The organism is Pseudomonas sichuanensis, from assembly GCF_003231305.1.
Taxonomy (GTDB): Bacteria; Pseudomonadota; Gammaproteobacteria; order Pseudomonadales; family Pseudomonadaceae; genus Aquipseudomonas; species Aquipseudomonas sichuanensis.
The window spans coordinates 180,974-204,717 of record NZ_QKVM01000003.1 but is presented as its reverse complement, the minus strand read 5'-3'; the positions used below and the strand labels follow the sequence as shown (position 1 = coordinate 204,717).

General features: G+C 66.4%; 17 protein-coding genes. 5 read left to right on the top strand and 12 right to left on the bottom strand.

The window, feature by feature from the left end:
* Positions 1 to 74 precede the first annotated feature (74 nt).
* Positions 75 to 1,271 carry a class I SAM-dependent rRNA methyltransferase gene (locus DM373_RS02940; protein WP_110992134.1) on the top strand — a complete coding sequence of 399 codons (1,197 nt, stop codon included), beginning with the start codon at positions 75 to 77 and terminating at the stop codon, positions 1,269 to 1,271.
* Positions 1,272 to 1,320: 49 nt separating this feature from the next.
* Here DM373_RS02940 and DM373_RS02935 read toward each other — a convergent pair whose 3' ends face one another.
* Positions 1,321 to 2,997 carry a DUF4153 domain-containing protein gene (locus DM373_RS02935; protein ID WP_110992133.1) on the bottom strand — a complete coding sequence of 559 codons (1,677 nt, stop codon included), beginning with the start codon at positions 2,995 to 2,997 and terminating at the stop codon, positions 1,321 to 1,323.
* A gap of 320 nt (positions 2,998 to 3,317) precedes the next feature.
* Here DM373_RS02935 and ilvD point away from each other — a divergent pair, with 320 nt between their 5' ends.
* Positions 3,318 to 5,159 (top strand): dihydroxy-acid dehydratase, encoded by a 1,842-nt coding sequence (gene ilvD / locus DM373_RS02930; RefSeq protein ID WP_110992132.1) that lies wholly within the window; start codon positions 3,318 to 3,320, stop codon positions 5,157 to 5,159.
* Positions 5,160 to 5,366: 207 nt separating this feature from the next.
* Here the strand turns inward: ilvD and DM373_RS02925 are convergent, their stop codons facing one another.
* Positions 5,367 to 6,422, bottom strand: coding sequence for an HAD family hydrolase (locus tag DM373_RS02925; RefSeq protein ID WP_167409788.1), 1,056 nt, complete (start codon positions 6,420 to 6,422; stop codon positions 5,367 to 5,369).
* A gap of 247 nt (positions 6,423 to 6,669) precedes the next feature.
* Here DM373_RS02925 and DM373_RS02920 point away from each other — a divergent pair, with 247 nt between their 5' ends.
* Complete coding sequence (locus DM373_RS02920) at positions 6,670 to 8,061, top strand: L-cystine transporter (RefSeq protein WP_110992130.1); 1,392 nt, start codon at positions 6,670 to 6,672, stop codon at positions 8,059 to 8,061.
* Positions 8,062 to 8,162: 101 nt separating this feature from the next.
* On the opposite strand, the gene DM373_RS02915 is transcribed toward DM373_RS02920, so the two are convergent.
* The 4 genes from DM373_RS02915 to DM373_RS02900 all read right to left on the bottom strand — a co-directional run bounded on the left by DM373_RS02915 (position 8,163) and on the right by DM373_RS02900 (position 12,773).
* Positions 8,163 to 10,547 carry a TonB-dependent siderophore receptor gene (locus DM373_RS02915; RefSeq protein ID WP_110992129.1) on the bottom strand — a complete coding sequence of 795 codons (2,385 nt, stop codon included), beginning with the start codon at positions 10,545 to 10,547 and terminating at the stop codon, positions 8,163 to 8,165.
* A 119-nt stretch (positions 10,548 to 10,666) separates the two neighbouring features.
* Positions 10,667 to 11,650 carry a FecR family protein gene (locus DM373_RS02910; RefSeq protein ID WP_244215027.1) on the bottom strand — a complete coding sequence of 328 codons (984 nt, stop codon included), beginning with the start codon at positions 11,648 to 11,650 and terminating at the stop codon, positions 10,667 to 10,669.
* Positions 11,647 to 12,180 carry an RNA polymerase sigma factor gene (locus tag DM373_RS02905; RefSeq protein ID WP_110992128.1) on the bottom strand — a complete coding sequence of 178 codons (534 nt, stop codon included), beginning with the start codon at positions 12,178 to 12,180 and terminating at the stop codon, positions 11,647 to 11,649. The genes DM373_RS02910 and DM373_RS02905 overlap by 4 nt, the downstream gene beginning before the upstream one ends.
* A gap of 74 nt (positions 12,181 to 12,254) precedes the next feature.
* On the bottom strand, positions 12,255 to 12,773 hold the full coding sequence (locus DM373_RS02900; protein ID WP_110992127.1) for a dihydrofolate reductase: 519 nt from the start codon (positions 12,771 to 12,773) through the stop codon (positions 12,255 to 12,257).
* A 54-nt stretch (positions 12,774 to 12,827) separates the two neighbouring features.
* Between DM373_RS02900 and DM373_RS02895 the strand changes: the two genes are divergently transcribed.
* Both DM373_RS02895 and DM373_RS02890 read left to right on the top strand, forming a co-directional pair.
* Positions 12,828 to 14,219 carry a DUF2868 domain-containing protein gene (locus DM373_RS02895; RefSeq protein ID WP_110992126.1) on the top strand — a complete coding sequence of 464 codons (1,392 nt, stop codon included), beginning with the start codon at positions 12,828 to 12,830 and terminating at the stop codon, positions 14,217 to 14,219.
* The gene (locus DM373_RS02890) at positions 14,212 to 15,570 is read left to right on the top strand and encodes a GTPase/DUF3482 domain-containing protein (RefSeq protein WP_110992125.1); all 1,359 of its coding nucleotides are present in this window, start codon (positions 14,212 to 14,214) and stop codon (positions 15,568 to 15,570) included. Before DM373_RS02895 ends, DM373_RS02890 begins: the two co-directional genes overlap by 8 nt.
* A gap of 111 nt (positions 15,571 to 15,681) precedes the next feature.
* On the opposite strand, the gene DM373_RS02885 is transcribed toward DM373_RS02890, so the two are convergent.
* From DM373_RS02885 to DM373_RS02860, 6 genes are all read right to left on the bottom strand, one after another.
* Positions 15,682 to 16,233 carry a phosphonate degradation HD-domain oxygenase gene (locus DM373_RS02885; RefSeq protein WP_110992124.1) on the bottom strand — a complete coding sequence of 184 codons (552 nt, stop codon included), beginning with the start codon at positions 16,231 to 16,233 and terminating at the stop codon, positions 15,682 to 15,684.
* A 138-nt stretch (positions 16,234 to 16,371) separates the two neighbouring features.
* Positions 16,372 to 17,397, bottom strand: coding sequence for a putative 2-aminoethylphosphonate ABC transporter substrate-binding protein (locus DM373_RS02880; RefSeq protein ID WP_110992123.1), 1,026 nt, complete (start codon positions 17,395 to 17,397; stop codon positions 16,372 to 16,374).
* A 30-nt stretch (positions 17,398 to 17,427) separates the two neighbouring features.
* Positions 17,428 to 19,152 (bottom strand): putative 2-aminoethylphosphonate ABC transporter permease subunit, encoded by a 1,725-nt coding sequence (locus DM373_RS02875; protein WP_110992122.1) that lies wholly within the window; start codon positions 19,150 to 19,152, stop codon positions 17,428 to 17,430.
* 1 nt (position 19,153) lies between these two features.
* Positions 19,154 to 20,212: a putative 2-aminoethylphosphonate ABC transporter ATP-binding protein gene (locus DM373_RS02870; RefSeq protein ID WP_110992121.1), complete on the bottom strand. Its 1,059-nt coding sequence runs from the start codon at positions 20,210 to 20,212 to the stop codon at positions 19,154 to 19,156.
* Between the two features lie 217 nt (positions 20,213 to 20,429).
* Positions 20,430 to 21,299: a LysR family transcriptional regulator gene (locus DM373_RS02865; protein ID WP_110992120.1), complete on the bottom strand. Its 870-nt coding sequence runs from the start codon at positions 21,297 to 21,299 to the stop codon at positions 20,430 to 20,432.
* A gap of 152 nt (positions 21,300 to 21,451) precedes the next feature.
* Positions 21,452 to 23,704, bottom strand: coding sequence for a heavy metal translocating P-type ATPase (locus tag DM373_RS02860; RefSeq protein WP_110992119.1), 2,253 nt, complete (start codon positions 23,702 to 23,704; stop codon positions 21,452 to 21,454).
* Between the last annotated feature and the right edge of the window lie 40 nt (positions 23,705 to 23,744).

The window sequence follows — 23,744 nt, the reverse complement described above, 5'->3', positions numbered from 1 at the left end:
CCGCTTTGTCGCGCCCCACACCGAACCCTGGGCCGACGCGGTATACTCCCGCTCTTTTTTCCCGGAGCGACGTCATGTCCCTGCCCAGCCTTCGTCTCAAAGCCAATGCCGACCGCCGCCTGCGCGCCGGCCACCTGTGGGTCTACAGCAATGAAGTCGACGTTGCCGCCACCCCGCTGCAGGGCCTGAAGGCCGGCCAGCAGGCCATCCTCGAAGCCGCCAACGGCAAGCCGCTGGGCGTGGTGGCCATGAGCCCGAACAACCTGATCTGCGCCCGCCTGCTGTCGCGCGACGCCAAGCTGCCGCTGGACAAGTCGCTGCTGGTGCACCGCCTGAACGTGGCCCTGTCGCTGCGCGAGCGGTTGTTCGACAAGCCGTGCTACCGCCTGGTCTACGGCGACTCCGACCTGCTGCCGGGCCTGGTGGTCGACCGTTTCTTCGACATCCTCGTGGTGCAACTGGCCTCGGCCACCATGGAAGCGCACAAGGACGAAGTGATCGCCGCCCTGATCCAGGTGCTCAAGCCCAGCGGCATCCTGTTCAAGAACGACTCCGCCGCCCGTGACGCCGAAGGCCTCGAGCGCTACGTCGACACCGTCTACGGCGAAGTGCCGGACTGGGTCGCCCTGGAAGAGAACGGCGTCAAGTTCGAAGCCCCGGTACGTGAAGGGCAGAAGACCGGCTGGTTCTACGACCACCGCATGAACCGCGCGCGCCTGGCGCCCTACGTCAAAGGCAAGCGCGTACTCGACCTGTTCAGCTACATCGGTGGCTGGGGCGTGCAGGCCGGCGCATTCGGCGCCAGCGAAGTGTTCTGCGTGGACGCCTCGGGCTTCGCCCTCGACGGCGTCGAGCGCAATGCCGCACTGAACGGCATCAGCGAGAAAGTGACCTGCATCGAAGGCGATGTGTTCGAAGCCCTGCGCGAGCTCAAAGCCGCCGAAGAGCGCTTCGACGTGATCGTCGCCGACCCGCCCGCCTTCATCAAACGCAAGAAAGACCTGAAAAACGGCGAGGCCGCCTACCGCCGCCTCAACGAACAGGCCATGCGCATGCTCAACAAGGACGGCATCCTGGTCAGCGCCTCGTGCTCGATGCACCTGCCCGAGGACGACCTGAACAACATCCTGCTGACCAGCGCCCGCCACCTGGACCGCAACCTGCAACTGCTCGAGCGCGGCGGCCAGGGCCCGGACCACCCGGTGCACCCGGCGATCAGCGAGACCCGTTACATCAAGAGCATTACCTGCCGCTTGCTGCCGAACAGCTAAGCACGCTGGCCTGACCGCATGGGGCCCCATGCTGTCAGGCCAGCCCCGGTTACCGCCTGAAGTCCTGCATCAGCTCCTGCCCGTCGATGCTCAAGGTCTTGTAGCGCGGCGTGACCAGCTTCACCGCCCCTTCGCGAATGCCCTTGGCCAACCCTTCCAGGTTGTCCATGTTGCCGCTCAAACTCCCCACTTCCTGCCATTCCCGGTTGTCCCAGGTGAACACGAACAGGCGCGATGCGTAAGTGTGCCGCGGAATCATCAGCACTTCGTTGTGGCCGTCGCCATCCAGGTCGACCGCCCACAGGTAGCACCCCTTGCCGCCGCACTGGCTTTCGGCCATGGTCGAGTCAGCCAGGGCTTCAGTGCTGGACTGCACCGGCCCCAGCCACTCCAGTTTTGGTCCGCGCTCCTCGGACACTGCCGGCCGGCGCACTTCCTCCAGCGCCGCCAGCAGTTGCGCGCGCCCTCGCGCATCGAGCAACTCATCCGTTTGCAGCCGTTTTTCAAGCTGCTCGAAGGCGTCCCGCCCCGGCTGGCCCAGGTCGTGGTACAGGTTGCGCGCATCGAACTCGCTCACCGGCGTACGCCCACTGACCAGGCGCTCGACCTGGTTTTTCGCACTCAGCGCCTGTGGCGCGAGCAACGGCGTATAGAACAGCACCACCAGCGCCGCGCTGAGCAGGGCGATCCACGGGTTGCTCACCCGCAGGCTGTTCAGCCAGCCCTGGCGCGACGCCAGCACCGCCCAGGCCGCCGCCAGGCCGTGGGCCAGCATCACCCCCACCAGCAACAGCGCCAGGATTCGCGACGGTGTCAGCCCGTACTGATCGATGCGCATCCAGCTGGCGTAGGCCGCCAGGCCCACCAGTACCGGCAGGCACAGCAGGCTGGCGTTTACCAGGCGCTTGAGCGCAACGGGGTAGACACTGCCCTGATGCCCCTCCTGGAACACACCGTTGACCAGGAACAGGTTGATGATCGCCAGCACCAGCAACAGGGTCGTCGAATAGCCTGTGTCCCACACCGGCTGCAGCCCGGTGAACGGCAGCGTCAGGGTGAACAGCAGGGTAATCAGCGCACCGAGCGGCAGCAGGAAGCGGCACAGCGTCAGCAGGATGCCGCGCAGCAGGCCGATGACCTTCTCGTTCTCCCGGCCCATGCGCATCCCCAGGGAGAACACCACCGGCAGCACCAGCCAGAGGAACACCGGCGACTCCACCGCCTCCTTCACCTGCGGGATGCCCAGCATCCTGAACAGCAGCGCGCACAGCCAAAGCAACTGCCAGAACAGGCCGGTCAGCATCTGCGCCAGGAACAGGATGAACACATTGTTCCAGGCATGCCGGAACAGGTCTTCATAGCGCAGCCGCAGCCCTTCGCCGGTCGGCCAGGCAAGGATGAACGCGGTGCCGATATAGCCCAGCACCACCGCCGCCAGGCACCAGGTCTGCTGCAGCCAGCCCATGCGTTCGGTGGCGAACACCCAGGCGCTGATCCCGCCGATCAGCAGGCTCAGGCCCAGCACCAGCCAGCCCGTGCCGCGCTGGCGCACAGCGCTGCCGAGCAACTGCAGGTTGAGGCCCGCCACCGCCACCGCGACACAGACCGCGACCGACAGGCCGAAGCCGAGCACTTCACCGCGCCCCAGCACGGTGGCGAGCAACACCAGGCCCTGGAGCAGGCCAATGACAACGTAATACAACAACGAACGAGCAGGCGCCGGCATGGCAAATCCTTTTGGCCAGAGGGGTACGAAGCGCGCCAGTCTACCGAACCCTGCGCAACCGATGCCAAGGGCTTTACCCTGCGGGCTGGGCCGACCGCCAATTATCACAACGGCATTCCCTCGCAGGCGCGGCGGTGTAGAATCGGGCCTATTCATCGCCAGTCATCCCCGGCGGGTTTATGAGCTCTGGTCGAGCCTGCGGCGATCCCGCGCGGTCTTCGGCCCCCATCCTTGCCAGCGGCAACCGGCCTTCGGCGTATCAGGACAAGAGAAGCTCACTCCCTATTTACGTGATGTGATTTAGCCGCCAGGAGCGCTCCATGCCTGATTACCGTTCCAAGACCTCCACCCACGGCCGCAACATGGCCGGCGCCCGCGCCCTGTGGCGCGCCACCGGGATGAAGGACGACGATTTCAAGAAACCGATCATCGCCATCGCCAACTCGTTCACCCAGTTCGTCCCGGGGCACGTGCACCTGAAGGACCTGGGCCAGCTGGTCGCCCGCGAGATCGAACGCGCCGGTGGCGTGGCCAAGGAATTCAACACCATCGCAGTCGATGACGGCATCGCCATGGGCCACGACGGCATGCTCTATTCGCTGCCCAGCCGCGAGATCATCGCCGACGCCGTCGAGTACATGGTCAACGCCCACTGCGCCGACGCCATCGTCTGCATTTCCAACTGCGACAAGATCACCCCCGGCATGCTGATGGCCGCCCTGCGCCTGAACATCCCGGTGATCTTCGTCTCCGGCGGCCCGATGGAAGCCGGCAAGACCAAGCTGGCCAGCCACGGCCTGGACCTGGTCGACGCCATGGTCATCGCCGCCGACTCCAGCGCCTCCGACGAGAAAGTCGCCGAGTACGAGCGCAGCGCCTGCCCGACCTGCGGTTCGTGCTCCGGCATGTTCACCGCCAACTCGATGAACTGCCTGACCGAAGCCTTAGGGCTTGCCCTGCCGGGCAACGGCTCGACCCTGGCCACCCACTCGGACCGCGAGCAGCTGTTCCTCACCGCTGGCCGCACCATCGTCGAACTGTGCAAACGCTACTACGGCGACAACGACACCTCGGTCCTGCCGCGCAGCATCGCCAACTTCAAGGCGTTCGAGAACGCCATGATGCTCGACATCGCCATGGGCGGTTCGACCAACACCATCCTGCACCTGCTGGCCGCGGCCCAGGAAGGCGAGGTGGACTTCGACCTGCGCGACATCGATCGCCTGTCGCGCAAGGTGCCGCAGCTGTGCAAGGTGGCGCCGAACATCCAGAAGTACCACATGGAAGATGTGCACCGCGCCGGCGGCATCTTCAGCATCCTCGGCTCGCTGGCCCGTGGCGGCCTGCTGCACACCGACCTGCCGACCGTGCACAGCGCCAGCATGGAAGAAGCCATCGCCAAGTGGGACATCACCCAGACCGATGACGAAGCCGTGCACACCTTCTTCAAGGCAGGCCCGGCCGGCATCCCGACGCAGACCGCGTTCAGCCAGTCGACCCGCTGGGAAACCCTCGACGACGACCGCGAAAACGGCTGCATTCGCAGCTTCGAGCACGCCTACTCGCAAGAAGGCGGCCTGGCCGTGCTGTACGGCAACATCGCCCTGGACGGCTGCGTGGTGAAGACCGCCGGCGTGGATGAGTCGATCCATGTGTTCGAAGGCAACGCGAAGATCTTCGAAAGCCAGGACAGCGCCGTGCGCGGCATCCTTGCCGACGAAGTGAAGGCCGGCGACATCGTCATCATCCGCTACGAAGGCCCGAAAGGCGGCCCGGGCATGCAGGAGATGCTGTACCCGACCTCGTACCTGAAATCCAAAGGCCTGGGCAAAGCCTGCGCCCTGCTGACCGACGGCCGCTTCTCCGGCGGCACTTCCGGCCTGTCGATCGGCCACGCCTCGCCGGAAGCCGCCGCAGGCGGTGCCATCGGCCTGGTGCGCGACGGCGACAAGGTGCTGATCGACATCCCCAACCGTTCGATCAACCTGCTGGTCAGCGACGAAGAGCTGGCCGCGCGTCGCGTCGAGCAGGACAAGAAAGGCTGGAAGCCGGCCGAAGTGCGCCCACGCAAGGTGACCACCGCGCTGAAGGCCTACGCCCTGCTGGCCACCAGTGCCGACAAGGGTGCGGTGCGCAACAAGGCGATGCTTGAAGGGCTGTGAGGCTTTGATGGCATGAAAAAACCGGCGCCTGGTGCGCCGGTTTTTTATGCCTGCTTTGCGCAACACACGCCCTCTGTAGGAGCGGCCTTGCGCCGCGAAAGGGGCGCGAAGCGCCCCCATCAACGCAGGTGTCAACGCTGAATCCTGGGGCCGCTTCGCGGCCCTTTCGCGGCGCAAGGCCGCTCCTACAGATGAACGCGGCGGCAGTTACTGAATCTGCTCCGGCGTCACGATCACCCAGTTCTTGTCCGCCGTCACCGGCAGCCCTTCCTTGGCCTGGGCCGCCGCATGCTTGGCGATCATGCCGTTCAACTGGTCCATGTACTTGGCCTTGCGGTTGATCCACAGGTGGATGCCGCCCTTGCTCACATCGACACTGTGGAACTGCATGTAGCCATCGCTGGTCGGCGTGTCGCCGCCCACCAGCACCGGTTTCTTCCATTCGTCGATATAGGTCAGGATCGCCGCCTGCTTGCCGGCCATCCAGGTCGCCGGGGTCCACAGGTACGGGGTCAGCTCCAGGCCTTCGTTGGCCTTGGGGTCATAATGCCCGGCGCTGATCTGCTTGCGCGCGGTGGTCAACTGGCCCGTGGCGCGGTCCTTGAGCAGCAGGCTGACGCCGATCACGTTCTCGGGTTTGACGTTGTAGCCGTACTTGGGATCGGCAGCGACCATGCGCACCAGCTCTTCCGACGCCGCCGAGATCACGTACACCTCGATGCCGTTCTCCATCAGCTTGTTGTACAGCTCGGCCTGGCCGGTGAAGACCTTGGGCGGCTGCACCTCGATGTTCTTGACCTGATCCCCTTCGTAATAGGTGCTGGGGATCGGCTTGCCCGAGGCCATCAACTCGTCAACCTGCTGCTTCAGCTCCTTGAGGGTGAAGCCGGAGAACACCTGGGCCACCCACGGGTAGCAGACCATGTCGTCGATTTCGCACAGGCGGTAGTAGTAGCTGAACAGGCTCTCCTTGTGCTCGGCGGTGTCCTTGAACGGGATCAGCTTGAGCGAGGGGTCGAGCTTGTCGCGGGTCAGCAGGCCCTTGTTCTCCATGTACGGCAACAGCGACTCTTCGAGGTCGAAGCGGTAGCTGGTGTTGTCCATGTCGAACACCGCGTAGTTACCCTTGTTGGCATTGGCGGCAATCATCGCGTCCAGCTTGCTGGCCGCCTCGGCGGGCCAGTGCTTGAGCTCGGTGGCCGCCCAACTGCTGGCACTGAGCAACAGGGCCAACCCGCCGGCGAACAGTTTCGGCGCAGACATCATGTGCAGTTCTCCCAAAGACGTGGCCGCTCAACCCTAGACCCGTTTTGTGACACCCAGGCGTTCGCGACCGACCCCGACGCAGCCGCAAACGCCATGGGGGTTGCCAATAACGACACTGCGTTATTCCATAAACGACTATGTAAATTCCTTTTAGGTATAAATTCGTTTGTTTTCAGGCTGTTAGCATTTCGGTTCGCAATCGCTCATCAGAGGCGCTGCCTCTTCTGCTTTTTCTGGAGCTTCAATGAACCTGCCGCTGTCTCTCAACCTGCTGGCGTTCCTGGCCCTGCTGCTGGGCCTGGCGCAAACCCGCCGCACCGACTGGAGCCTGGCCAAGAAAGTACTGCTGGGCCTGGCCCTGGGCGTGGGCTTTGGCCTGGTCCTGCACACGGTCTACGGCGCCGGCCACCCGGTACTCAAAGCCACCATCGCCTGGCTCGACCTGGTCGGAAACGGCTATGTCGGCCTGCTGCAGATGATCGTCATGCCGCTGATCTTCGCCTCGATCCTCAGCGCCGTGGCCCGCCTGCACAATGCATCGAGCCTGGGCCGCATCAGCGTGCTGAGCATCGGCACCCTGCTGCTGACCACCGCCATCGCCGCGCTGATCGGCATCGTCCTGACCAACCTGTTCGGCCTCAGCGCCGAGGGCCTGGTGGCCGGCGTGCAGGAAAGCGCGCGGCTGCAGGCGATCCACAGCGACTACGCGGGCAAGGTTGCCGACCTCAACATTCCGCAACTGCTGCTGTCGTTCGTCCCCACCAACCCGGTGGCCGACCTGGCGCGGGCCAAGCCGACCTCGATCATCAGCGTGGTGATCTTCGCCGTGTTCCTGGGCCTGGCCGCCTTGCAACTGATCAAGGACGACAAGGACAAAGGCGAACGCGCGCTGTCGGCCATCGACGTACTGCAAGCCTGGGTGATGCGCCTGGTGCGCCTGGTGATGAAGCTCACCCCCTATGGCGTGCTGGCGCTGATGACCAAGGTGGTGGCCAGCTCCAACCTCGACGACATCCTCAAGCTGGGCAGCTTCGTGGTGGTGTCGTACATCGGCCTGGGCCTGATGTTCGTGGTGCACGGGGTGATCCTGGCGCTGACCGGCGTCAGCCCGCTGCGCTTCTTCCGTAAAGTGTGGCCGGTACTGACCTTCGCCTTCACCAGCCGCTCCAGCGCCGCCAGCATCCCGCTGAACATCGAGGCGCAAACCCAGCGCCTGGGCGTGCCGCAGTCGATCGCCAGCTTCAGCGCCTCGTTCGGCACTACCATCGGCCAGAATGGCTGCGCCGGCCTGTACCCGGCGATGCTCGCGGTGATGGTCGCCCCGGCGGTGGGCATCGACACCTTCGACCCGCTGTGGATCGCTACACTGGTGGCCATCGTCACCCTGAGCTCGGCCGGTGTGGCCGGCGTGGGTGGCGGTGCGACCTTCGCCGCGCTGATCGTGCTGCCGGCTATGGGCCTGCCGGTGGAGCTGGTGGCACTGCTGATCTCGGTGGAGCCGCTGATCGACATGGGCCGCACGGCCTTGAACGTGAGCGGCTCGATGACCGCGGGCGTGGTGACCAGCCAGTTGCTCAAGCAGACCGACCAGCAGGTGCTGGGCGGGGATGAGCATGCCGAGCTGAGTCACAGCTGATATCGCCGGGGGCGCTTTGCGCCCCTTTCGCTGGCAAGCCAGCTCTCACAGGGTCATGCATTTTCCTGTGGGAGCCGGCTTGCCGGCGATAGGGCTTCAGGTCAGTAACTGGCCCGCAACGTCAACGTCAGGTTGCGCGGCTCGCCATAGAAGTTCGACCCCCAGGCACTGTCCACCCGCTCGTAATACTTGCGGTCGAACAGGTTGTTGGCCGTGAGGGTGGACGACAGGTGCTTGTTGAAGCGATACCCCACCTGCGCCGTGGCCACGCTGTAACCCCCCTGGACGAAGTCCACGTCACGCTTGTAATAGGTCTGGCTGACCGCCCGCACACCGCCACCCACGCTGAAACCGTCCAACGGCCCATCCTTGAACTCGTAACGCGTCCACAGGTTGAAGTTGTGCTTGGGGGTGATGCTGATCCCCTGGTAGTTCTCCTCGTTCATCGACTTGAGCATGGTGAAGGCGTAGCCGGTGCTGATGCTCCAGTTGTCGGTCAGGTTGCCGGACAGCTCGGTTTCCCAGCCCTGGCTACGGACCCTGCCCTGCGCTTCGAAGTAGGCGGTGCGCTGCACCGACTGCGCACGGTTCTCGTCATAGATGCGGAACAACGCCACGCTGCCGTTCAGGCGGCCATCGAGAAACTCACGCTTGAGCCCCAGCTCGTACTGTTCGCCCTCGCGCGGGTCGATCGGCTTGCCGCTGGCATCCACGTCGGTCTGTGGCTTGAACACGCTGGTGTAGCTGGCGTAGGCCGACAGCTCGGGGGTGAGCTTGGCCACCAGCGCCGCATACGGGATCACCTTGCGGTCGATGTTGGTCTCGGTGTTGCTGAAGTTGTTGAAGAAGGCATTGGCGTTACGCCCTTCGCTCTCGAACCAGGTCACCCGGCTGCCGAGAATCACGTCCAGCCAGTCGGTGGCGCTGATCTTGGTGCGCCCATAGACACCGTACTGCTGCGACTTGACCCAGTTGCCGTTGACCATCTCGTAGTCGCGCTTGGGGATATTGATGCTGCCCGGGTCGTACACATTGATGTCGAAGTACTCCCCGCCGCCGTAGGTGAAGTCCTTGTCCAGGTGCTGGTATTCGGCGCCCACGGTCAGCTCGTGGCTGCGCCCGAACGCCTCCACCGGCAAGGTCACGAAGCTGTCCAAGCCGAGGGTCTTGATATGGGTGTAGTAGGCGTAGGCCACTGCCGAGCTGGCGCCGGTCGCCCTGTCCACCGCGCCATCGGTCCAAGTGAAGTTGCGGGTCGGGGTTTCGGCATCGCGGTAGGTCAGCGAGGTCTTGAACTGGCCGCCATCGTCCAGCGCGTGGTCCACCTCGAAGAAGCCCTCCCACACGCGTTCGTCCAACTCGTTCCACTTGGCGTCGACGAAGCTCGAGCGGCTCACATCGAGCAGCTTGCCGTCCGCATAGGCCGGCAGGCCGAATGCCGGCGTCGAGTTGTTGCGCTGATAGGCGCCCCCCAGGGACAGCGTGGTGGCCGGAGTCACGTCGTATTCCAGGCGGCCATAGACCATGGGCCGCTCGTTCTGCGCATGGTCGACGAACGACTGGTTGTTCTCGTAGGCGGTCACGAAACGCCCGCGCAGGCTGCCGTCGCCGTTCAGCGGGCCGGTGACATCGACGCTGGAGTGGTAGCGGTCCCAGCTGCCGGCCGACAGTTCGCCGCTCAGGCCGAAGGTACTCAGTGCACGCTTGCGCACCAGGTTGATGGTGCCGCCCGGCTCCCCTGCGCCCTGGTACAGGCCGGAGGGGCCGCGCAGTACCTCGACCCGGTCGAACATCGCCAGGTCGAAGCTGGTGGCCATGTCGCCCTGCCCGGTCAGTTGCGAAACGCCGTCCACCTGCACCTGGTCGACCAGGAAGCCGCGCATGTACACATCGTTGAGGTTGGAGCCGCTGTTGTAGCTCTTGATCGTCGCCCCGGTCACCTGGCGCATGGCGTCCTGCAGGCTGTTCATGTTCTGGTCGTTCAGGCGTTGGCGGGTAACCACCGAGACCGATTGGGGGATGTCCTTGAGTTTCTGCTCACCCTTGCCGATGGTCAGCGCGCCCGTGGTGTAGGAGCCGCTGCCCTCGGTGGTGGCCCCCAGCGCGCTGCTGTCGATCTTGACGGCGCCCAGTTGCATCGAGGTGTCGCCTGCCGCGCGCTGGCGCTCCAGGGTGACGCTGTCGGCGTCGATCACGCTGGCGCTCAGCCCGGTGCCTTGCAGCAGCCTGGCCAGTGCCTGGTCCTGTGGATAACTGCCATTCAGGCCCGACGAACGCAGGCCCTGGGTGAATTCGCCCGGCACCAGCACCTGCACCCGGGTAACTGCACTGAAGGCCGCCAGCGCCGAGTCCAGCGACTGCGCCGGGATCTCGAAACGGTATACCTGTGCCTGCGCTGCGGCCAGCGCCTGCAGTGGCGCGGCCAGGGCTGCGCTGCCCAGCGCGATGGCCAGGCCGAGCACGGTCCGAGTGGCGGTAATCTTCATCAGTGGAGCTCCCCGAAATCGTCCAAGTCATTGAGTGGCGCTGCACTATCTGAGAGTGCTTATTATTTGCGCCTGCTCATTCAAGGACGACGGACTCGCGGGAATCCCCGAAACTTTTTTCAACCCTCGCGCAGAATGCGCAGGTAAGGGGTGTATTGCTCGGCGTGGACACCCAGGGTGTGGGTCAGGGCCCTGAGCACGGCCTCCGGCTTGTCGATCTCGAACACCCCGGACACCTTGCGCTGGCGCAGGGCTTCGCCCAGCACCAGGGTCTGGCCCGGCCAATAGCGGTTCAGTTCGGCCACCACTTCAGCCAGGGGCTGCTGGCTGAACACCAGTTGCCGTTGCCGCCAGGCGAACGCCCGGCCCGGCTCGAACGGGTGTACGGCCCCCGGCCCGTTGGCCGCGTACTCCACCGCCTGCCCCGGCACCAGGAACACCCCGGGGCTTTCCCCCGCACGCACCTGCACCTTGCCCTGGGCCAATTGCACGCAGGTCTGTTCGCCTTCGAGGGCAACACTGAATTGCGTGCCGACCACCTTCACCCAACCGTCGCCAGCGCGCACCACGAAGGGCCGGTCGGGGTCACGGGCCACCTCGAACCAGGCCTCGCCACGCAACAGGTGCACACGCCGCTCGCCATGGGCCAGCTCCACCTGCAGCGCGCTGTCGGTGTTCAACTGGATACGCGAGCCATCGGCCAGCTGGACACTGCGCGACTCGCCGGTGCCGGTGGCGTAGTCGGCACGCCAGCGGTCCAGCCAGGGCGTCTGGCCGAGCAGCAGCCCCAGCGTCAGCACCGCGGCGGCAGCGCTCGCCACCTTGGGCCAGGCACGCCGTGGCGCGCTGCGCCATTGCCAGCGCTGCTGCTCGCGCACGCGCCTGGCCGGGGCCTGCAGGGCGCCCAGCAAGGTGACCACCTCGGCCCAGGCCTGGGCCTGCTCCGGCCCCTGCAGGTGCCAGTCGGCAAACGCCTGCCGCTCGGCCGCGGTGACATCCTCGGCTTGCAGGCGGTAATACCAGGCGGTGGCTTCGGCGAACAGCTGCTCGCTGTCGGGCGTGTCGCTCATGGGGTCGATGGTGCTCTCGGGATCTTGGCTCATGGGCGTTGCCTCCCCCCGTCGCCGGCCAGCTGTGCCTTGATGAAGGCACGGCAGTCGAGCAGCGCCTTGCGCAGCTGGTATTCGACACTGCGAGGCGTGGTGTTCATGCGCTCGCCGATTTCGCGGTAGGTGCAACCGTCGACATGATAGAGCAGGAAGATGTGCCGGGTCGCCTCGGGCAAGGCCTGGATAGCGGCCTGCATCAAGGCTTGCTCCTGCTGTGCGGCCAACTGGTCTTCGGCGGCGGGTGCTTCGCTGGCCAGCTCCTCGCTCGGCTCGCCGGCGTCCAGGCGCTCACGGCGAATGGCCTGGCGCTGGTGGTCGCGCACCAGGTTGCTGGCGATGGTGAACAGAAAAGCCGACAGGTTGTCGATCTGCTTGTCGGCAGGCAGCCGCGCCAGCCGCAGGAAAGACTCCTGGGTCAGGTCGGCGGCCACCTGCGCATTGCCGGTGCGCCGGGCCACGAAGGCCTCAAGGGCCTTCTTGTGCTCGGTGAACAGCCGGGCGATCTGCTTGTTCCATGAAGACACGGCACATCCTGGCTCTAGGTCTCAAGAGGTGCGCACGCTAGCAGAGGATGAGATAAATTCGCAATTGCTGCTGATCAGCGTTTATCCCAGACTTCGAAATGGTAGACCGGGCCCTCGCCCTCGGCGGCCTGGGCCTGGCTCGATGCCAGTTGCCACTGCCCCGGGTCGTACTCGGGGAACCAGGCATCGCCCTGAGGCGACAGCTCGACCCGGGTCAGGTACATGCGACTCACCAGCCCTTTTTCCAGCGCCTGGCCGTAGAGCTGCGCGCCGCCGATCAGCATCAGCTCCTCGACGCCCTGCTCCCGGGCCCACTGCTCGGCGCGTACCAGCGCGGCTTCCAGCGACGCGAACACCTCGGCACCGGCCAGTTGCAGCCCAGGCTGGCGGCTGACCACGATGTTCAGCCGCCCGGGCAACGGCCGGCCCAGCGAATCCCAGGTCTTGCGCCCCATGATGATCGGCTTGCCCAGGGTGGTGGCCTTGAAGTACTTGAAGTCCCCCGGCAGGTGCCAGGGCATGGTGTTGTCGATGCCGATCACACGGTTCTCGGCGAGGGCCGCGATCAGGCTGAGGGGGAGTGAGGTAGTCATGGCGGCGAGGATAGCACCGGGCACGTGGGTTATGCTTGCGCCCTGACCTGTGCAATGGACGAGCTTGTGACTGCACTGACTGAACTGGACAAGCAATGGCTCACCGAAGCGGTGCGCCTGCGCGAAGAACACGCCGGCCCCCTGGAGGACCAGGAAGCCAACCGCCGCGCCCGCCAGCAGGGTGGCGACCTGGCCAGCCGCATCGAAACCCGCGCCCTGTGGCTGGCCGAACGCGATCGTATGGCCGAGGCGCTGCGCCACTGGAAGCAAGGCGCCCGCCTGGCATTGATGGCGTTGCTGGTGCTGGCCCTGTTCAGCGGCGCCGGCCTGGGCCTGGCGGCGCTGGGCGACGGCCAGCGCCCGGTGAACGTGTTCTGGGCCCTGGGCAGCCTGCTCGGGCTCAACCTGGTGTTGCTGGCCGGTTGGGCCATCGGCTTTTTCTACGCCGGCGAACAGGGCGCAACACTGGGCCGCCTGTGGTTGTGGTTGAGCGAACGCCTGGCCCGTGATGCCAAGGCCGCGCAACTGGCCCCGGCGCTGCTGGTGCTGTTGCAGCGCCAGCGCCTGAACCGCTGGCTGCTCGGTGCCCTGGTGCATGGCCTGTGGCTGTTGGCGATGCTGGCGGCGCTGGGCATGTTGCTGGCGTTGCTGGCGACCCGGCGCTACGGCTTCGTCTGGGAAACCACGCTGCTCGCCGCCGAACCCTTCATCGCCCTCACCCATGCCCTCGGCGCCCTGCCCTCGGTACTGGGCTTCGCCGTGCCGGACGAGGCCATGATCCGCGCCAGCGGCGACACCCTGCCGGCCCTCGACCTGGCGCGCCAGGCCTGGGCCAGCTGGCTGCTCGGCGTGGTGCTGGTCTACGGCCTGTTGCCGCGCCTGGCGCTGGCCGCGCTGTGCCTGTGGCGCTGGCGCCAGGGCCGCGGGCGGCTGGCCCTGGACCTCAACCTGCCCGGCTATGCGCAGTTGCGTGAAGCGCTGATGCCACGCAGCGAGCGGATCGGCGTGCAGGACGCGGCCCCGGAGGCGCTCCCGCGGTTCGAGGCCGGGCAACTGGACAGCGGCAGCAGCGGCGCCCTGCTGGTGGGCCTGGAGCTGGACGATCAGCAGCCCTGGCCGCCAGCCCTGCCGCAAGGCGTGACCAACGCCGGCGTGCTCGACAGCCGCGAATCGCGCAACAAACTGCTCGAACAGCTCGGCCGCTTCCCCCCGGCGCGCCTGGCCATCGCCTGTGATCCGCGCCGTTCACCGGACCGTGGCAGCCTGGCGCTGCTCGCGGAGCTGGCGCGCAATGCCGGCGCCACGCGCATCTGGCTGCTCCAGCCACAACCCGGCCAGGCGCTGGACGCCGCGCGCCTGGGCGACTGGCACGACGCCCTCGACCGCCTGGGCCTGCCCCACGCCGACACCTCGCCGCTGACCTGGCTGGAGCATGGCCATGACTGAGCCCCTGAAACTGGCCGTGGTCGGCCACACCAACGTCGGCAAGACCTCGCTGCTGCGCACCCTGACCCGCGATGTCGGCTTTGGCGAGGTCTCGCACCGCCCCAGCACCACCCGCCATGTCGAAGGCGCGCGCCTGTCGGTGGACGGCGAGCCGCTGCTGGAGCTGTACGACACCCCCGGCCTGGAAGACGCCATCGCCCTGCTCGACTACCTCGAACGCCTCGAGCGGCCGGGCGAGCGGCTGGACGGCCCGGCCCGGCTGGAGCGATTCCTCCAGGGCAGCGAGGCGCGCCAACGCTTCGAACAGGAAGCCAAGGTGCTGCGCCAGTTGCTGGCGAGCAACGCCGGGCTGTACGTGATCGACGCCCGCGAGCCGGTGCTAGCCAAGTATCGCGACGAGCTGGAGGTGCTGGCCGGTTGCGGCAAGCCACTGCTGCCGGTGCTCAACTTCGTCGCCAGCCACCAGCACCGCGAGCCGCAGTGGCGCGAAGCCCTGGCGCGGCTGGGCCTGCACGCGCTGGTGCGGTTCGACAGCGTGGCCCCGCCAGAGGACGGCGAACGGCGCCTCTACGAAAGCCTCGCCCTGTTGCTGGAAGAGGCCCGCCCGGCCCTGCAGCGGCTGATCGACGACCAGCAGGCGCAGCGCCTGGCCCGCCAGCACAGCGGCAAACGCCTGATCGCCGAATTGCTGCTCGATTGCGCCGCCTGCCGGCGCAGTGTCGAGCCCGCCGAAGAAGCCAAGGCCATCGAGGCCTTGCGCCGAGACGTACGCCAGCGCGAGCAGCGCTGTGTCGAGGCGCTGCTCAAGCTCTATGCCTTCCGCCGCGAAGATGCCAATGCCGGTGACCTGCCATTGCTGGATGGCCGCTGGGGCGATGACCTGTTCAATCCGGAAACCTTGAAGTTGCTGGGCGTGCGCCTGGGCAGCGGGGTGGCTGCCGGTGCAGCGGCCGGCGCCGGCGTCGATCTGCTGGTCGGCGGCCTGACCCTGGGCGCCGCGGCGCTGGCCGGGGCCATTGCCGGCGGCGCGCTGCAAACGGCGCGCAACTATGGCGCGCGGTTGATGGGCAAGCTCAAGGGCCAGCGGGAATTGACGGTGGATGACACCGTGCTGCGCCTGCTGGCGCTGCGTCAGCAGCAGTTGATGGTGGCGCTGGATAGCCGCGGACACGCGGCGCAGGACAGCATTCGCCTGGGCACGCTGGACGAGAAGGCCTGGCGCGAAGGCAAGCTGCCCGAGGCGCTGAGCAAGGCGCGGGCGCATCCGCAGTGGTCGACGCTCAATCCGGGGGCCAAGGTGAATCAGCCGGAGCGCCAGGAGCAACTGGAGGCGTTGGTGGCCGACCTTTAGGCCCATCGCGGGGCAAGCCCGCTCCCACAGGTTCACTGCTACTTTTGAGCGCAACGAGATCCTGTGGGAGCGGGTTTACCCGCGAAGAGGCCGGCGCAGGCCATTAAAGCCTCAGAGCAATGCCAAGGCCTTCTGCTTCAGCACCATCAGGTCCATCACCGGCACCCCGACCTCCTTGGCCAACTCATCCCACTCGCGCATCCGCAGGCTCACCGCAAACAGCGGATCCCCCTCGAACGCATCCGCCTCGGCATCGCTCATCACCCCACCCTGATACCCCAGCGTGCGTCGACTGGCCTCGCTCAGCCGGTCGTAATACCCCGGCTTGCGCAGGGTCAGGTAGCGCTTGGCCTCGACGTGGTACTCCACCAGGCGCGCCATGCGCTCGCCGAAGCCGGCACGGCGCAGGTATTCGGCGCCCAGGCGTTCGTGGCTGACCACACCATAGCCGCCCATGCTGGCTTCGCCTTCACCCAGCAAGTGGCCGATGTCGTGGAAGAACGCCGCCAGCACCACTTCGTCGTCGTAGCCTTCGGCCATGGCCAGTTGCGCGGCCTGGGACATGTGCTCGAGCTGGGTGATGGCTTCGCCGATGTAGTCGGCGCTGCCGTGGTGTTCATAGAGAGCGAAGGTGTTATCGATGGTCTGGTGCGAATTGGGCATCGTGTTTTCCTTTGATGACGTCATCGCGGGGCAAGCCCGCTCCCACGACACCTGGACTCCCCCTGAAAATTGGACACCAATCCAACCCTTGGGGACAGTCCACGCCCGTGGGAGCGGGCTTGCCCCGCGATGGGGCCCTCACTGCTGGGCGACTTTCTCCGACTTGCCGTCATAGCGCTTGCGCCATTCGCTGAGGATCTCGTCGCGGTTCTTCGAAGCCCAGGCGAAGTCGTTCTTGATCAGGCGCTGCTCGTAGTCCGCCGGCAACTCGGTCTGGGGCTTGGCAATGCCCGGCGCGGCGAGCACGGCGAAGTTCTCTTTGTATAGCTCCATCGCGGCGGGGCTGGCGGAAAAATCTGCAAGGCGCCTGGCCGCATCGGCCTTCGGCGAACCCTTGATCACGGCGGTGGCCTCGATCTCCCAGCCCAGGCCTTCCTTCGGCAGCACGATGTCCAGCGGCGCGCCCTGGCGCTTGAGCTGCACGGCCGGGTACTCGAACGAGATACCGATCGGGAACTCGCCGGCGGCGGCCAGCTTGCACGGCTTGGAGCCGGAATGAACGTACTGGCCAATGTTCTGGTGCAGGGCGTCCATGTAGGCCCAGCCCTGGGGTTCGCCGAAGGTCTGCAGCCAGGCGCTGACATCCAGGAAGCCGGTGCCGGACGAGGCCGGGTTGGGCATGACGATCTTGCCCTTGTACTCGGGCTTGGTCAGGTCTTGCCAACTCAGCGGCTTGCTCAGGCCCTGTTTCTCGGCTTCGACCGTGTTGAAGCAGATGGTCGCAGCCCACACGTCCATGCCCACCCAGGCCGGCGGGTTGGCGGCGTCGCGGTAGTTGGGCGAGATCTTGCCCAGGTCCTTGGGCGCGTAGGCGTCGAGCATGCCGTTCTGGTCGAGGATGGCCAGGCTGGAGGCCGCCAGGCCCCATACCGCGTCGGCCTGCGGGCGGTCTTTTTCGGCCAGCAGCTTGGCGGTGATGATGCCGGTGGAGTCACGTACCCACTTGATCTCGATGTCCGGGTTGGCCTTCTCGAAGGCCTGCTTGTAGCTCTTGAGCTGCTCGGCCTCAAGGGCCGTGTAGACGGTCAGCTGGGTGGCGGCAGCCGAGGCCTGCAGGCTGAACACGGCGGATACTGCAGCGGCAAGTGCGAGGGGCTTGAACATGGTGCGGTTCCTATCGTTGTGGGCAGTCGGTCAATGGCCAGGGGCGCGCTGGCGCCAGGCCTGGGAGCGGCGCAGCAGGCCGCGTGAAGCCGCGGCCAGCAGCAGCGAGGCGGCGGCGCTGGTGAGCAGGATCAGGGTGGACATGGCGGCGGCGCCGCCAACGTTGCCGGCGTCATCCATGTTCAGCACGGCCACGGCAGCAAGGATGGTGTCGGGGCTGTAGAGGAAGATCGCCGCCGACACGGTGGTCATGCCCGAGACGAACAGGTAGCGGGTGATGTCCAGCAGCGCCGGCAGGCAAATCGGTACGGTGACGCGCATGAAATGCTTGTACAGCGGCGCCTTGAGCGACAGCGCGGCGGCTTCGAACTCACCGTCGAGCTGGCGCAGCGCGGTGGTGGCGGTCATCTGCGCGGTGGTCAGGTAGTGGGCGATGGTGCACACCACCAGCAGCGCCATGCTGCCGTAGAACACATGCAGCGGGTTGCCGTTGAGGTTGAAGAAGAACACGTAGCCCAGGCCGAGTACCAGGCCGGGCACGGCCATGGGGATGAAGCTGAGCAGACGCAGGGCCTGGTTGAGCAGGCGTTGGCCTTGGGTCTTCTCCATCAGGTAGGCGCCGCTGAAGATGATCACGCTGCCGATCAGCGCGGTGCACAGGGCCATGGTCACGCTGTTGCGATAGGCCAGCCAGCCGCCACCTGCGGTGTCGTCGAACTGATAGTGGTTCAGCGACAGCGACAGGTTGTAGGGCCAGAACTTGACCAGCGACGAATACACCGCCATGCCGATCACCGCCAGCAACGCCGCGCACACCACCAGCACCAGGGCCAGGAAGCAGGCATCGCGCAGCCTGGATGGCTTGGGCTCGAACACCTGGGCGCGGCCGCTCATGGCGTCGCCCTGGCGGCGGCGCAGCCAGGCATCGACAGCAAAGCTGAGCAAGGCCGGCACCAGCAGCACCATGCCGATCAGCGCGCCACGGCCGAACTGTTGCTGGCCGACCACCGCCTTGTAGGCTTCCAGCGCCAGCACCTGATAGTCGCCACCGACCACCACGGGCACGCCGAAGTCGGTGATGGTCAGGGTGAACACCAGGCAGAACGCGGCGAATACCGCCTGGCGCGTGGCCGGCCAGGTGATGCTGAAGAAGGCCCGGGCTGGCCCGGCACCCATGCTCGACGCGGCATCGAACAGCCGGGCATCGGCCAGCGACAGCGCCGACAGCAGGATCATCAGGGCATGGGGGAAGGTGTAGATGGCCTCGCCGAGGACGATGCCCCAGAAGCCGTAGATGTTGTCGCTGAGCAGCCCGCGCAGCAGGCCCTGGTTGCCGAACAGGTACACCAGGGCGATGGCCGGCAGCATCGACGGCGCCAGCAGCGGCAGCAAGGAAATGCCGCGCCACAGGCCCTTGGCCGGGATCAGCGTGCGTTGCAGGGCATAGGCGAACAGGTAGGCCAGCGGCACGACGATGGCCGCGACGGTGAAGGCCACCGACAGGCTGTTACCGAGCAGCCAGTGGAAGTTGGCGCTGGCGAACAGCTCGCGGGCCGCCACCAGGCCACCGCCCTGGCCGGCATCGGCACTGAAGCCTTTCCAGAAGATCGCCAGCAACGGCATCAGCACCGCCAGCACCAGCAGGATCAGCAGCAGGCTCTTGCCACCAACGACGAACAGCCGGTCACCGAAGGCGACGCCACTGCGCGGCGCGGCCTTGGCGGTGTTCAGGGGCAGGGTCATGGGCGCGGCCATCTCAGGCAAACACCTGCAGGCTCTGCGGTGGCAGGGCCACCCAGATGTCCTGCGAGCCCAGGCGCGGCATGGCTTCTGGCGCAAGCTCGGCGAGCAGGGCATGGCCCGGCAGGGCCTTGAGCTCGAAGCTCATGCGGCAGCGGTTGCCGAGGAAGGTGATCTCGCGGACCTTGGCCGGGAACAGGTTTTCCTCGTGCACCACCGGGTTCACGGTGATCGCCTCGGGGCGACAGAACAAGCGGCCGCTGCTGGCACGGCCGGCGTTGGCCGCCAGGCGCATGTTCATGCTGCCGACCTGGGCATGGCTGTCGCTGCTGCGCTGGAACGGCAGCCAGTTGCCCTGGCCGACGAACTCGGCGACGAACGGCGTGGCCGGCTGGTCGTAGATTGCCTGCGGGGTGGCGTACTGCTCGACCTGGCCGTTGTTCATCACGGCGATGCGGTCGGCCATCAGCATGGCCTCGTCCTGGTTGTGGGTCACCATCAGCGTGGTGATGCCCAGTTGGCGTTGCAGCTGGCGCAGCTCGGTGCACAGGTGCTCGCGAACCCGGGCGTCGAGTGCCGACATCGGTTCGTCGAGCAACAGCAGCGATGGCCGGGGAGCCAGGGCCCGGGCCAGGGCCACGCGTTGCTGCTGGCCGCCGGAGAGTTGGCCGGGGTATTTCTTTTCGCTGCCCGACAGGCCGACCAGCTCGAGCATCTCGCTGACGCGCTCGCGCACCTGGTCACGGCTGCTGGCGGTCAGGCCGTAGGCGATGTTGGCTGCGACGGTGAGGTTGGGGAACAGCGCGTAGGACTGGAACAGGATGCCGTAGTCACGGGCCTGGGGCGGCAGCTCGGAGATGTCGCGATCGCCGATGTACAGGGTGCCGCGGTCCTGGCGTTCCAGGCCGGCGATGCAGCGCAGCAGGGTGGTCTTGCCGCAGCCCGAGGGGCCGAGCAGGCACACCAGCTCGCCAGCGGCGATGTCCAGGGACACGTCGTTGAGCGCGGTGAAGGCACCGAAGCGTTTGTGGATGCCGCGCACTTTCATCTGTGCGCCCGGGGTGACGTGGTTCATGGCAAGTCCTCATCGAAGCGATGGGGGCCATGCTAGGCAGGCTGTGCGAAGGTTCTGTGGCGTTGGGGCAAAAGCCGGCGATAGTGGTATAGGCAGATTTTGTAGTGGCCTTGAGGGCCCTATCGCTGGCAAGCCAGCTCCCACAAGAGCAGGTCGGCGCTAACCCTGTGGGAGCCGGCTTGCCGGCGATGAGGCCGGTGCAACCCGTAGAGAACTGTCAGAACTGCGAACCCACCACTTCCTGCGCCACCCCCAGAAACGCCGCCGGCAACCGCGCCTGGCGGCGCTCCTTCAGGCAATACAGGTACTCGTGCATCACCGGCGCATCGTCCAGCGCCAGCACCCGCAGCTCGGGGTTATGCGGCACCTCATGGCGGGCAATGATGCTGATGCCGATATTGCGCAACACCGCCTCGCGGATCGACTCACGGCTGCCGATCTCCAGCAGCGCCCCGGCCTTCACCCCGGCGTCCTGCAGCATCTGCTCGGTGAGCTTGCGGGTGGTCGAGCCCTTCTCGCGCATCAACAGGCAATGCCCGGCCACCACGTCGATCGACACCGCCTGGCGCTGTGCCAAAGGGTGGTTACGGTGTACCGCCAGCACCAGCGGGTCGGTGCCCAGCACCCGGCGCACCAGGCGTGCGTCTTCGAGCAGTTGCGATGAGGCGGCGATATCCACCCGGTAGTCCTCGAGCATTTCCAGCACCTGCTGCGAGTTGCCGATCTCCACCGCCACCTCTACCTGGGGCAGGCGCTCGCGGAAGATCTTCACAAGGTCCAGGATGTAGTACGGCGCGGTGGCGGCGATGCGCAGGCTGCCCTGGGCCTGGCCGCTGTTGCGCAGTTCGAACTCGATGTCGGCTTCCTGCTGCAGCAGCGCCTTGACCATCGGCAGCAGGCGCACGCCCTCCTCGCTCAGCACCAGGCGCCGGCCGCCACGGTAGAACAGCTCGACGTTGTACTGGCTTTCGAGGTTGCGGATCTGCGTGGTCACCGTGGGCTGGCTGAGCCCGAGCTTTTTCGCAGCCAAGGTGATGCTGCCCTGGCGGGCCACCATGTAGAAGGCTTTGAGCTCGGCACTGAGCATTGGGGATAACCTCTTGTGGAACAGATGCATGAACTGTGGGAGCGCTGGCGCGCCGAAACAACTTGCCCCGCGATATCGGCGCCGCCGGCGCCATCCCATCGCGGGGCAAGCCCGCTCCCACGTTGCCATGTTGGGCAGAGCTGAGCGCTGTGCTACTTGCGCAGCAGGCGCAGGCCGTTGAACACCACCAGCAAACTCACGCCCATGTCGGCGAACACTGCCATCCACATGGTGGCCATGCCGGCAAACGTGATTGCCAGGAATATCGCCTTGATCCCCAGGGCCAGCACGATGTTCTGGGTGAGGATCGCCGCACTTTGGCGCGACAGCCTGACGAACGCCGGGATTTTGCGCAAGTCATCGTCCATCAGCGCCACGTCGGCGGTCTCGATGGCCGTGTCGGTACCGGCGGCAGCCATGGCGAAACCGATCTCGGCGCGGGCCAGGGCCGGCGCGTCGTTGATGCCGTCACCGACCATGCCGACCCGATGGCCCTCGGCGTACAGGCGCTCGATGGTGGCGAGCTTGTCCGCCGGCAGCAGGTTGCCCTCGGCCCGGTCGATCCCCACCTGGGCGGCGATAGCCTGGGCGGTGTGAGGATTGTCGCCGGTCAGCATGACCGTCTTGATACCGAGTTCATGCAGTTCGGCAATGGCCTGGCGGCTGCTGTCCTTGACCGTGTCGGCCACGGCGAAGAGCGCCAGCGGGCCGCTGCGGTCGAGCAGCAGCACCACGGTCTTGCCCTGGCGCTCCAGCTGGTCGAGCTCGGCCTCGAGCTGCGGCGAGCACAGGCCCAGCTCCTCGACCAGGCGATGGTTACCCAAGTGGTAAGTTTCACCGTCGATGTCGCCGCGCACGCCACGGCCGGCCAAGGCGGCGAACTCGGTGACTTCGCTCAGGGCCAGGGCTTGCCCCTTGGCGAAGAGCGCGATGGCGCCGGACACCGGGTGGTCGGAACGGTCGGCGAGGCTTGCCGCCAGCGCCTGGGCGCGGCCTTCGAACAACGGGTCGAGCACCTTGCTGTCGGTTTGCACCGGCTTGCCGTGGGTGATGGTGCCGGTCTTGTCCAGGGCCAGGAAGTCCAGCTTGCGCCCACCCTCCAGGTACACACCGCCCTTGATCAGGATGCCCTTGCGCGCGGCAGCGGCCAGGCCGCTGACAATGGTCACCGGGGTGGAGATCACCAAGGCGCACGGGCAGGCCACCACCAACAGCACCAGGGCGCGGTAGATCCAGTCGAACCAGGCGCCGGCCATGAACAGCGGCGGGATGATCGCCACGGCCAAGGCCACGGCGAACACCACCGGGGTGTAGATGCGCGAGAACTGGTCGACGAAGCGCTGGGTCGGCGCACGGGCGCCCTGGGCCTCCTCGACCGCCTTGATGATGCGCGCCAGGGTCGACTGGCCGGCGGCGGCGGTGACGCGGTACTCCAGCGAACCGGCCTGGTTGATGGTACCGGCGAACAGTTTGTCGCCCACGCCCTTCTCGACCGGCAGGCTTTCGCCGGTGATCGGTGCCTGATCGACGCTGGATTGCCCACTGACCACCTCGCCGTCCAGGCCGATGCGCTCACCCGGGCGCACCCGCACCAGGGCGCCCAGCGCCACCTCGCGCACCTCGACTTCGCGCCACTGGCCGTCAGCCTGCTGCACGGTCGCCATGTCCGGCGCCAGTTGCATCAGGCCTCCGATCGCGTTGCGCGCACGGTCCAGCGAGCGGGCCTCGATCAGCTCGGCGACGGTGAACAGCACCATCACCATGGCCGCTTCCGGCCACTGGCCGATCAGCACGGCACCGGTCACGGCGATGCTCATCAGCGCGTTGATGTTGAGGTTGCGGTTCTTCAGGGCGATCCAGCCCTTCTTGTAGGTGCCCAGGCCGCAGCCGAGGATGGCGGCCAGGGCCAATGCAGCGACCACCCACTCTGGGGCAAGGGCGGAGAAGTGCACGAGTTCAGCGGCGATGGCCGCCACACCCGACAGCGCCAGCGGCCACCAGCGGGTCTTGACGGCAGGCGCGGCACCGGGCTCATCTTCACCGCCCAGCGGTTCGGCCTGCATACCCAGGCTGTCGATGGCGCGTTCGATCTCGGCGGTGCCGTCGAGGGTGTGGCGTACCCCCAGCACGCGGTTGATCAGGTTGAATTCCAGCTGCTCGATGCCGGCCATCTTGCCCAGCTTGTCCTGGATCAGGGTCTGCTCGGTCGGGCAGTCCATGGCCTGGATGCGGAAACGGCTGAGCTGCGCCCCGGCGCTGGCCTTTTCGGTCAGTTGCACCAGGGCCGGCGCGGCACTGGCACCGCAGCAGCTGTGGGCATGGGTGTCGTGGCTATGGCCTTTATCACCATGCGCGTGGTCATGGCCGTGGTCATGCTTGTGTTCGGGGCTGACAGGCTGGTTCATGGAATCATCCTTAACTGAGCACTGGCCTCTGCAGTTATCC